Genomic DNA, 11,797 nt, shown 5'->3' on the forward strand with positions numbered 1-11,797 from the left:
TGGTATGTGGCACAATTTTGACATAAGTGATATATGTATCATTCTGTCGAGCAGGGTGTCAACGCCGCAGTTGTGAACAAGGTTATAGCGCTTGTTTCTGACGTCCCCCTGAGCTATACTTTTGCATTATTCCGGCTAGGTAAGGGTCTCCATGAAGCTCAACGCCAAACTCGTCATTATCATGCTCACACTGCTGGTGCTGGCCATGCTGACCCTCTTTATCCTCAACCAGTCCGCCCAGGACGACCTGGTGCGCGAGATCCAGGAAAGCTCCCAGGAAATCTCCAAAGCGGTCCAGATGAGTATCGCAGATCTTACCTCGGATGCGGAGACCTCCCGCCTGACCGATTATCTCCACGATGCCCGCGACAAGGGCATCAATGAAATCAACATCATCAGCAATGAAGGAGAGATCATCGACTCCTCCGACCCCGAGAAGATCGGCAAGAAGCGGGAGGTGAAGAAACTGGAAAAGGGCATCCGGGCGGTCCAGCGCCCCATCGGCGGTTCCCTGCTTTCCCAGAGGCCCTATGAGGTGGTGGTTCCGGTCATTGTTGGCGATGAACAACTTGGCTATGTGCAGATCAACATGCTGCTGGACAAGATTCGCGACATCCAGCATGCCAACTTCATCCGCCGCTTGTTTGCCACCAGCATGGTGTTCGTGGTCGGTATCGCCCTGACCATCTTTCTGGCGCGCCGTTATACGGACCCGATCCATCGGTTGGTCGATGTCTTCAAGCGGGTTTCGTCGGGCGACCTGTCGGTGACCATCACCGCCGACAGCAAGGATGAGATCGGCGACCTGGCCACCGGTTTCAATACCATGGTGGAGAAGCTGCGTGAACGTGAGGCGTTGGAAAAACGGCTCTATGAGGCCGAGCACCTCTCCCGTGTCGGCCAGTTGGCGTCGGGCATTGCCCATGAAATCCGTAACCCGCTGAACTATATAAGCCTTGCCATCGACCACCTGAGGGCCGACATGCTCCCCCTGTGCGGGGATCGCCAGGAAGAATTGGAGGATCTGGCCGCCAAGATCAAGGAAGAGGTGCGCCGGGCCAACTATATGGTGCTCAATTTCATGAATTACGGGCGGCCGCTCAAGCTGCGCCGGGTGCTGATCCCCTATGAAGATATCCTGGCAAAGACCTTGCCGCTCTTGAACGAGCGGCTGTCGGAGCAGCGCGTCGTCCTGAAGCAGCACCTCGCCCCCGGCCTGCCGCCCCTGTGGGTCGATCAGGAGTTGCTGCGCAACTGCATCATCAATTTCGTCAGCAATGCCGCTCAGGCCATGAATGAGGGGGGCACCATCACCCTGGGGGCTGCCAGGGACGAGACGTCCGGGCGGGTGCGGTTGACCTTTGCCGATCAGGGCAAGGGGATCAGTGCGGAAGATCTTGCCAAGATATTCCAGCCCTATTTTACCACCAAAGATGTGGGCATCGGCCTGGGCCTGGCGATAACCGAGCGGATCATCAAGGAGCATGGCGGCGAAATCCTGGTGGAAAGCCGGCTTGGCGAAGGCACGACATTTACCGTGATGCTGCCGCTTCAGCCGGAGGAGCCGGACAATTCCACAGAACAGGGGGCCGTCTAGTGGCTGCCACACAGGGAAGCATATTGATCGTCGATGACGAAAAGGGACAGCGGGAGATTCTCACCGTTATCCTGAAGAAGGAAGGGTACGACGTTGCCGACGTACCCGGGGTGCGCGAGGCTTTGGAACAGCTGGACCGGCGGGAATTCGACCTGATCATGACCGACCTGAAGATGCAGGGGCAGAGCGGCCTTGATCTCCTGGAGGCGATTCAGGCCGCCGACCCGCAGCAGTGTGTCATTATTATGACGGCGCATGGAACAATTGACTCGGCGGTGGAGGCCATGAAGAAGGGGGCCTTCGATTATCTGGAAAAACCGCTGGAACGAGACAACCTGATCCTCACCTTGCGCCGGGCCTTCGAACGCATCGGGCTGGTCCGGGAGAATCGGGTTCTGCTGAAGCGGGTCGAGCAGATTCAGACTATCCCCACTATCCTGGGCGAACATCCAAAGATGCGGGAGGTCTTCCGCATTGTGAGCAAGATCGCCGCAACCAATTCCACGGTGTTGATCGTGGGTGAATCGGGCACCGGCAAGGAGTTGGTCGCCCGGGCTATTCACGACGGCAGCCAACGTCGGGACAAGCCGTTTATGGCCATCAACTGCGCGGCCATCCCCGACTCCCTGATGGAAAGTGAACTTTTCGGCCATGAAAAGGGGAGCTTTACCGGGGCCAACGCCCGCGAGATCGGCATCTTCGAGGCCGCCAACGGCGGCACGGTGTTCCTGGACGAGATCGGCGAGATGAATGTGGCCATGCAGGCCAAGCTGCTGCGGGCCATCCAGGAAAAGGAGATTCGCCGGGTGGGGGGCAAGGTCAACATACCGCTGGATGTGCGCATCCTTTCCGCCACCAACAAGGAGTTGGAACAGGAAATAAGGCGGGGGAACTTCCGCGAGGATCTTTTCTACCGCCTCAATGTGATCCGCATCAATCTGCCCCCGCTGCGCGAACGGGGCGGCGATGTCAAAACCTTGGCAGAATATTTCGTGAAAAAGTACAGCCAGGCCTCCGGCATAGGGGTGGAGGGCATTTCCCGGCCGGCATTCAAATTGCTTATGAATTACACGTGGCCCGGCAACGTGCGCCAGTTGGAGTCGGTCATCGAACGTTCCGTCCTCATGGCGGAGAGCAATTACATCGAGCCGGAAGACCTGCCGGCCGAGGTTACCGCGGCGTCTGCCCTGGGCGGCGGCATCCCCTTTGAGCTGCCGCCGGAGGGGATCGCCTTCGAGGAACTGGAAAAGGGGATCATCGTCAAGGCTATGGAACGGGCCGATTGGGTGATCGGCAAGGCGGCTCCGCTTTTGGGGATGAGCTACAAGACCCTCCAGTACCGCCTGGAGAAGTTCGGCATCGAGAGACCGGAACGCCGCCCGAAATTTTAGCAGGCGGTCTTTCCGCTAGAGATTGTTATGCCAAGCCACCAGAACGCAGCAACCATAACGTCCCAGACTATCCACGCGCTCGGCATGACGCTGTTGCAGGCGGGCAAGGTCAACGAGGCGGCCTTCCAGTTCAGGAAGGCGCTCAGTCTGGCGCCCGGCTTTACGGACGCATACCTCTGTCTGGGGCATTGCCTTCACCTTGCAGGAAGATTCGATGAGGCCCTCGAGGTGTATGACCGGGCGCTACGGATTTCGCCGGATAGTGCCCCTCTCTGGAACAACCGGGGTAATGCGCTCTTGGAGTTGTGCCGGTATAACGATGCAGCAGAAAGCTTTTCCCGGACCCTGGAGCTGGCTCCTGACTTCCATGACGCCCGAGTGACCCTGGGCACCTGCTATCAGGCCTTGGGGCAGTTTGCAAAGGCGCAGGCTGCCTGCGAGGCTGTTTTGAGGGTGGATCCCAACCACGCCGAAGCCCACTGGAACCGCGCCCTGCTGCTCCTTCTGCATGGCGATTACCACGAGGGGTGGCGGGAATACGAATGGCGCTGGCTGAAACGCAACTTTACGTCGCCGCTGCGGGATTTTGCCCAGCCCCGCTGGCAAGGTGAGCCCATTGGCGGCAAGACCCTCCTGATCCATGCCGAACAGGGATTTGGCGATACGCTCCAGTTCTGTCGCTATGTCCCGCTGGTGGCTGCCCTCGGCGCCCGGGTCGTCTTCGAGTGCCACCCGCCGTTGGCGTCGCTGATGAATATGGTGGGGGTGTGGGCGGTTCCCATGGGTGAGCCACTCCCCTCCTTTGATCTGCATGTGCCGCTACTCAGTCTGCCGATGATCTTTGGAACGAGCGTGGAGACCATTCCCGCTGAGGTCCCCTATCTGACGCCCCCCGCGGATCGTCTCCCTTTCTGGCGCAGTCTCGTTCCCGATGAAGGACGCTTGAAGGTCGCCCTCTGCTGGGCTGGCAAGTCGTATCCCGATCCCGGCCGGAGCTGCCCGCCGGAGTTACTGGCACCCTTGGCGGCAGTAGAACATATCTCCTGGTATTCGCTTCAGTTCGGCTGGAAGGAGGCGTTGCCGTTGCCGATGGCCGATCCAACGGGCCATGTCAGGGATTTCGGCGATACCGCCGCCCTGATTGCTCAACTCGACCTGATCATCACCGTGGATACGGCCGTGGCGCACCTGGCGGGAGCTTTGGGAAAGCCCACCTGGGTCATGCTGCCCTATGCCCCGGACTGGCGCTGGATGACAGGGCGGGAGGACTCTCCCTGGTATCCGTCGCTGCGCCTTTTCCGTCAGGCGAGGCCTGGTTCGTGGCGGGAGGCCGTCCAACGGGTGGCGCATGCCCTGGAGAGCCGGGCAAGGCCGGCTCGTCTTGCTCCGGCAGACTGATACTCTGCCGCCTTGGGCACCCGAAGCCGTTCATGGCAATCTAATAACTAAACAACGAATTCTTTGTGCCGATAGTATAGTTATGGGGCATTGCTCTGTGACAAGAGACCGAGGAGAAACCCATGAGTTCTTCAACTTCTAATTACACCGTTTCCTTTGACCTGACATCCATCTATCAAAATGTACAGGATCAGCGCACACAGTTGGCGCAGTACGCCATCATGCAGGCCGCGACCTATATGCAGAACAACAAAACGGACCAGGCGGTCTCGGCCTTCAAGAAGGCCTTGGGCCTGGATCCACAGAACACCACCGCTTACAACTATTTAGGCCAGATATACATGTCCCAGGGAAAGAATGCCGATGCCATCAAGGCGTTCCAGCAGATCGTACGGATACAATCCAATGCCGCTACCGCAGACGGTTCGTCCACCGCGCCTACGTTGGCAGACGCCCATATCAGCCTGGGAAACGCCTATTTGCAGAATAAGCAGTACACCCAGTCAGAGAAGGAATATAAAACAGCTGCGCGGTTAAATCCTCAGAATCCGGTTGCCGTTTACACCTTGGGGCAGCAGTATATTACACAAAATCGCCTCAGCGAGGCGGAAGCGCAATTTAAGAAGGTGCAAAAGTTATCCCCCAAGGATGGCAATGTCTACTATGCCCTGGGGCAGGTTTACAACAAGGAAGGGAAATACGACGAGGCGGCAACAAATCTGGAGAAATCCCTCACCCTGAAAACAAAGTTCCCGTCTGCCAACTATGAACTCGGCGTGGCCTACAACGGGTTGGGCAGGACAGCCGACGCCAAGAACCAGCTGTCCATTCTGAAGAACACGGATACCACCCTGGCTTCGCAGCTGCAGTTTATCATCAACAAGCCGCAGATGGTCGCTATCAACACAACCGCCCCCGGAGCATTCAACGGCATCCTGGGTCCGAGTACCCCCCTCTGGTATCTTGATCCGTCTCTGGCCGCGCCCAACAGTTCAAAGACCTATTCGGTAACCATCAGCTTCACCAATGCCATGGATGTGTCCTCCATCACCAATCCGCAAAACTGGTCGATTTCACGCGCGAATAGTACGGCAGCGGGCTTCTACAATAACATGATGCCGGTAAGCAACAAGGACGCCACAATCCTGAGCACACCTCAGGCGATCACCTATAACCCCCTCACCAACGAGGCAACCGTGAATTTCCGTATCAGCCAGAATGCCGCAGGTACTGCGGTAATTGACCCGTCCCATATCGTCTTCAAGTTCAGCGGGCAAGACGCAAGCGGCCGGAGCATGGATCAGACTGCGGACGAGGTCGACGGATCCAGCACCACCCCGTTCTAAGGTTTTTTGATTGTATTGTAACGGTTTTTTCTCTATATGAATTAATATACCGTAATTTTAATCTGTGAGAGGTCGCATGTCGTTACCTACCAACCAAAATTTGATTGCCATCGAGGGCGCTGCCACCTATGAGCGGATTCTTGCGGCCATCCGTGATATCGAAATCGAAGAGGCGATCCGGCATCTACAGGATTTTTTGAAGATCTACCCGGAATTTGCCCAGGCTCATAACGATCTCGCGACGCTTAATTATCGCACCGGAAATAACCTCAAGGCCCTGGCCCATTATGAAAAGGCCCATAAACTGGACTCCGCGAACATAACCTACCGCAAGAATCTGGCAGACTTCTACTTTGTCGAATTGGGGTGGTCTGACGACGCCATCTACACCTACCTGGATATCCTCAAGGACAATCCGTTCGACGTTGAGGCCTTAAACTCCCTGGGCTCCATCAGTCTGAGCCTGGGACGCCGGGAACAGGCCCGGCAGTATTTCTCCCGGTCCCTGCAGCTTGACACCCGCAACGGTGATGCACGGCAGGCCCTGCTGCAGTTGGGGGTTGCGCAGCCTTCGAACGACCCCAACCCGCTTCCTGAGGCTTTTTCTCCCGCCCGGGGAGAGTCGCAGCCGGCGGCACCCGCTCCCGTCTCTCCGGCAGCGCCAATCGTTTTCCCCGGATTGCCGCCCGAACCGGCGCGCTCTCCCGAAGAGCTCCACCGGGCTGCCCTGACCCTTGCCAACGACGGGAAACCCCATGATGCGGTCAGGCTGCTTGAACAATTGCTGGAGCAGTACGGCAATTACGCGCCCGCTCATAACGACCTGGGCGTCCTCTATCAGCAACAGGGCGACTTGCGGCGTTCCCGCCACTACCACGAAGAAGCGGTTCGGCTTCAGCCCGTCAACACCGTCTTTGCAAAGAATCTTGCCGACGTCCTCTGCATCGGTTTTGGGGAGGTTGAAGAGGCGCTGAAGATCTATGTTCGACTTCTGACCGCTGCCCCGCAAGACATCGAGATCCTCATGGCCCTCGCCACCATTTGCCTGGAGGTGGGGCAGGAGTCCGACGCCCGTTTTTTCCTGGAGCGTATTCTCGCCGTGCAGCCATGGAATAACGATGCGCGTGCGAACCTCGCGGTTTTAGAAGGCCACATGGGAGCAGAGAGTTGAGATGAAGGTTTCCATGCCCAGCGGGCGAACTCACGGGTGGGGGGTCGCCGGGGAGTACTTGACGAAGGAAATTGCGAAGCTGCCGCCTCTTGATGGCGTGACCCTGCACTGTATCAGTGGCCATGACTTCCACCCCATGCAGCCGGCCGATTGGGATCGGATCAACATCGGCTACTGTTTCTTCGAAAATGATATCGAAGCCCTCCGGCATACCCGTCGAGCCGCCCGCGAATGGGACTTCATCGTCGCCGGTTCGTCGTGGTGCGAGCACCAGTTGCGGATCGGCGGGGTTCGGCAGACAGCCACAATCCTTCAGGGGATCGATCCGGACAACTTTTACCCGACACCGTTTCTTGAAGACGACAGCAGGTTCATAGTCTTCTCGGGCGGCAAGTTTGAGTTCCGCAAAGGGCAAGACCTGGTGATCGCCGCCATGCGTACGTTCATGCAGCGCCATCAGGACGCCTGCCTGGTCTGTTCCTGGATCAATCAATGGCCTTTTTCCCTTGCCACAATGGCCAACTCTCCCCACATCTCGTTCCGGTTGACAAACGACGACTGTCTGACGATCCTGCAGCGGACACTTCACGAGAACGGCATACCTCTGGAGCGGGTCTGTCTGACCCCCCTTGTCGATAATGCCCAGATAAGGCAGATCTACCAGCAGAGCGACATCGGCATCTTTCCCAACCGTTGCGAAGGTGGCAACAACATGGTCATGTGTGAGTATATGGCCTGCGGACGGACGGTCATTGCCAGCGATGCCACCGGCCAGGCGGATATTATAACCGACCGGAATGCCTTTCCCCTTGCCGACTATACGCCTTTGCTGGTCAAGGACGCCGCAGGGCAACCAAGTGCCATCTGGCATGAACCCTCCGTCGAAGAGCTTATCGAACAGCTGGAATCGGCCTACCGGAACCGGGACATCCGCCGCCACAAGAGCGCCATTGCCGCCGAGGACATGAAAAGATTGGCGTGGGACAAAGCGGCGCACCAATTTCATTATATCGCCACGAAGCTTAACAATGCGGCCGTATTCGGCCATTCAAGAACGTGAGGAATATTTGATGGATGTTTCATTCAAAGGGATTGCCCGCCTTGTCTCCTTTGTGGATAAAATCGAGAGTGAAACCTATCCGGAGGCACCCTCTTTCATTCACTCGGAGATTACCGCCAAGGTACTCGAGACGCTCCTGCCCACGTACCAGATCAGTGAGGATGCGCGGATACTGGACATAGGCTGCGGCCAAGGGCCGGCCTTGGATATATTCCGCACCAAAGGGTATCTGTCCGCGATCGGCATTACGTTGAACAATGAAGATGTGCGGGTCTGCCGAGAAGCTGGGCATGATGTGCACAAGATGGATCAATCGTTCCTGGACTTTGGGGACGAGTCTTTCGATTTTGTCTGGGCTCGTCATGTGATCGAGCACAGCATCTTCCCGTACTTTACCTTGACCGAATTCGCCAGGGTACTGGCGAAGGGGGGCATGCTCTACCTGGAGGTGCCTGCCCCTGAGACAGCTTGCCATCACGAGACGAACCCAAATCATTACAGCGTGTTCGGTCACGGCTCGTGGACCTCGCTTCTCGGCCGTTGTGGTTTCATTGTCCGCGATACGGTCCGGTTTGCCTTTACCACCCCAATGGGCCCCGATGAGTACTGGGGGTTCATTTGCAAAAAACCGTAGTCAGCTCAGAACTCATTTCGGGGACAGCATGCAAGATATGAAAATATGGCTTAGCTACGTAGCGTACCCGGTAACGACAGCAGTCTATTTCGAACGGGCGCTGCGCAAAATATGCCGAACCACCACCGTTGGACCTCCCCTCCCTGCCGATCTCATTGACAGATGGCAGCTGCAGAACATGAAGCTCCCACTAAAGGAACAGGACATATCAACTGATTTTGTCCCGGACATGGCTGCGATCCTCGGCGATACCGCTTCCGCCGAGCATCCCGACCTCTACCTCTGGATCGAATCGGTGCCCGGTCACTTCCCTCGGAACCTGGCAGCACTGAAATGCCCGAAGGTTTGTTATCTCATCGACAGCCATCTCAGCCTTCCTCTGCATCTCGAGTGGGGGAAGAACTTCGACATGGTATTCATCGCTCAGCGGGAATACCTGGAGGAATTTCGCCGGCAGGGGATACGGGCTTTCTGGCTGCCGCTCGGTTGCGATCCGGAGGTTCACAAGAAGGCTGGCTCGGAAAAAAAATTTGAAATCAGCTTTGTCGGGGGAATCCCGCAAGGGTCCAGGCGGCAGCGGCTCCTGGCGACGCTAGACGCCCATTTACCGGTCCATTACGAGCGCTGTTTCTGGGACGATATGGCCCGACTCTTCTCCGAATCGAAAATAGTTTTCAACGAAGCGGTCCGCAATGATCTGAACATGCGGGTCTTCGAGGTCATGTCCACGGGTTCTTTTCTCCTGACCGATCTGGCAAGGAACAGCGGACAGGACGCCCTTTTCAGGGATGGTGAGGATTGCGCGGTATACCCGGATAACGAGATCGTTGACGTGGCCCGCTTTTATCTGGAGAACCAGGCGCTACGGGAGCAGATAGCTGCCCGTGGACAACGCCTCGTTCACAACGCCCATACCTATGGGCATCGGGTCGAAGACCTGCTGTCGGTTGCACTTGGTGGTAAGCCGGACACTTTCTCTGCGGAAGAGTTGCGGGAACGTTCCCTCGTCGGCGTGCCGCCGGTGGATGCCGGGGTTCACGATTCCGCCTGCATCAGCACTGCCCGGCGCAGCTTCGTCATCCCGGTGCTCGACATGTCACCGGCGAGCGAATACAACGTCACCACCCTGTTGCGCGACCTGGAAGGGGTGGAGGGCGACGTGATCGTGGTCTTCAACGGCCAGGAGGTGGCGGAGCAGCTTAAAGGGCACCCCCGCATCGACCGCTACGCCATCATGAAACAGAACATCGGCGTTGCCCGGGCCTGGAACCTGGGGTTGGAGATGGCGGCGACACCGACCGTCTTCATCATGAACGCCGACCTCCATGTGGAGCGGGCCGCCATAGACTCACTCGAGCAGGCGCTGCACTCCCTGCCGGATGCCGCCTGTGTCGGCCCCCAGGGGAGTTTCCTCAATTTTGCCCTGACAAAGGATTACCTCTATTTCGACAAGGGAAGTTTCAGTCATCCGATTAAGGTGGATGCCGTTTCAGGGTTCTTCTTTGCGGTCAAGCTGGAACATTTCAGCGCCAAGTTGATCCGCTTTGAAAACGGATTCACCCCGTGCTATTTCGAGGAGTGGGATTTGGGGCTGCAGATCAAACAGGCTGGCCTTGAGTCCTACATCGTACCCACAACCGCCTATGACCACCACTGGAGCGGCACCATTCGGGCGCTGAGGGAGATTTCCTTCTATGAACGGGCCGAAACGGCCGGGGAAATCCTTGTGCGTAACCGGAAGGTTTTCTTGAACAAGTGGCGGGGAATCGCCGGCCGCGCCGGCAATCAACGTCTGTTCGAGAGCAGATTTCCGGCATACGTTGCGGATCAGGCGCAGGCCCTGATAGCCGAGGGCCGACAGGACGATGCCGGCAAGCTGCTTGCCGAGGCGTCGCTACGTTATGGAGACGATCCCTTAATTGCAGCCTTGCGACGTTTTGTCGAGATCCAGGCATGTAAGTCCGATAAACTCCTGCAAGGGATGGAGGCGTGATCTCGTGATAAATTATATGCTCGGCAAATTAACAGAACAAGTGCGCGAGTCGGCAACCCTGCAGAAGGACGGGGATCTGGTCGCTGCATTTGGTGGGTATGAGCTTGTTTTCGAGGCACTTCGATTTTACGAGGGCCTTGGCTACGGTAAAGAGACGGAAAGTATTCAACGGTTGGCGCTCGAAGTCCAGCCGAGCCCGGTGATGACCCTTTATTGCCATAGTTTGATTCTGTTGCATCGTCGGCACTATACCAGCGCCCTTGAGGCGATCAAGGCTGCTCTGGCGGTAGCCCCGGATATAACGATGCTACACGCGCTCAAGGGTAGAGTCCAGACCGCTCTGGGAGACTTGCCCGGCGCATATGAAACATTTAACCAGATCCAGTCACGTGATCCTGCCTTCGGCGGAGCGGGCGACAGCCTTTTTGTGCTCACTGCGGAAAAAGAGATGCCGGGAGAAGATTACTACGACTGGCTGCAACATTTTCATGACTGGTTGCGTCCGGCCAGTTATGTCGAGATCGGTCTCGGGCATGGCCGGTCACTTGCTCTGGCCGGTCCAGATACAAAGGCGATCGGGGTCGATCCGTACCAGGGGTTCTGGGGGCGTCTGAACTATGTCTGCCCCCATGGCCCGGCTACGCTCTTCCCGTTGACGAGTGACGACTTCTTTGCCCAATATGATCTGCGGGAAGTCATGGGTCGGGAAACATTTGATTTGGGATTTATCGACGGCCTGCACCTGTTCGAACAAGCCCTGAAGGACTTCATCAATCTGGAACGTTATTCCAGAAAGGATTCGGTCATACTGATCCACGATTGCCTGCCAGTTGCCCCAATCGTTGCGGAGCGGGAGCGCTGTACCGGTTTCTGGACCGGCGATGTGTGGCGGATCATTCCCTGTCTCAAAACATTCAGGCCGGATCTGAAAATAATGACTATCCCGACCAAGCCTTCAGGGTTAGGGGCTGTGACCAATCTCGATGCCGCGTCAACCGTTTTGACGGATCATTATGATGAAATAGTCCATTATTACCTCTCCCTAAATTGCCCGGAACGCTTTGATCAGCGTCGGGTAGTATGCAACGTAGGAATTGCGGATAAGGATTATGTCCAAGGGATTTTTGTGGACAGCAAAAAAGATAACTTGCCGGAGTAACAACTAATAAACGGTGGCGGTATAAATCGACATCGCAGGAGACTTGAT

At 56.9% G+C, this 11,797-nt stretch carries 9 protein-coding genes; all 9 read left to right on the forward strand.

Annotated features, from left to right (window positions below; all coding sequences use genetic code 11):
- Positions 1–151 precede the first annotated feature (151 nt).
- The 9 genes from F6V25_RS00860 to F6V25_RS00900 all read left to right on the forward strand — a co-directional run bounded on the left by F6V25_RS00860 (position 152) and on the right by F6V25_RS00900 (position 11,749).
- Positions 152–1,597 carry a sensor histidine kinase gene (locus tag F6V25_RS00860; RefSeq protein WP_151126315.1) on the forward strand — a complete coding sequence of 482 codons (1,446 nt, stop codon included), beginning with the start codon at positions 152–154 and terminating at the stop codon, positions 1,595–1,597.
- Positions 1,597–2,988, forward strand: coding sequence for a sigma-54-dependent transcriptional regulator (locus tag F6V25_RS00865; protein WP_151126318.1), 1,392 nt, complete (start codon positions 1,597–1,599; stop codon positions 2,986–2,988). The genes F6V25_RS00860 and F6V25_RS00865 overlap by 1 nt, the downstream gene beginning before the upstream one ends.
- Before the next feature lie 27 nt (positions 2,989–3,015).
- Positions 3,016–4,386 carry a tetratricopeptide repeat protein gene (locus tag F6V25_RS00870; protein WP_151126320.1) on the forward strand — a complete coding sequence of 457 codons (1,371 nt, stop codon included), beginning with the start codon at positions 3,016–3,018 and terminating at the stop codon, positions 4,384–4,386.
- 122 nt (positions 4,387–4,508) lie between these two features.
- Positions 4,509–5,732, forward strand: a complete 1,224-nt coding sequence (locus F6V25_RS00875) for a tetratricopeptide repeat protein (protein WP_151126322.1) — start codon at positions 4,509–4,511, stop codon at positions 5,730–5,732.
- Positions 5,733–5,808: 76 nt separating this feature from the next.
- On the forward strand, positions 5,809–6,903 hold the full coding sequence (locus F6V25_RS00880; protein WP_151126325.1) for a tetratricopeptide repeat protein: 1,095 nt from the start codon (positions 5,809–5,811) through the stop codon (positions 6,901–6,903).
- Positions 6,904–6,961: 58 nt separating this feature from the next.
- The gene (locus F6V25_RS00885) at positions 6,962–7,963 is read left to right on the forward strand and encodes a glycosyltransferase family 4 protein (protein ID WP_246166923.1); all 1,002 of its coding nucleotides are present in this window, start codon (positions 6,962–6,964) and stop codon (positions 7,961–7,963) included.
- Between the two features lie 10 nt (positions 7,964–7,973).
- Positions 7,974–8,597 (forward strand): class I SAM-dependent methyltransferase, encoded by a 624-nt coding sequence (locus tag F6V25_RS00890; protein ID WP_151126331.1) that lies wholly within the window; start codon positions 7,974–7,976, stop codon positions 8,595–8,597.
- 178 nt (positions 8,598–8,775) lie between these two features.
- The gene (locus tag F6V25_RS00895; protein ID WP_191966035.1) at positions 8,776–10,590 is read left to right on the forward strand and encodes a glycosyltransferase family protein; all 1,815 of its coding nucleotides are present in this window, start codon (positions 8,776–8,778) and stop codon (positions 10,588–10,590) included.
- Between the two features lie 4 nt (positions 10,591–10,594).
- Entirely contained in the window at positions 10,595–11,749 is a 1,155-nt protein-coding gene (locus F6V25_RS00900; protein ID WP_191966036.1) for a class I SAM-dependent methyltransferase, read from the forward strand.
- The last annotated feature ends 48 nt before the right edge of the window (positions 11,750–11,797 follow it).

Origin of the sequence: Oryzomonas japonica, assembly GCF_008802365.1 — a bacterium.
GTDB lineage: Bacteria > Desulfobacterota > Desulfuromonadia > Geobacterales > Pseudopelobacteraceae > Oryzomonas > Oryzomonas japonica.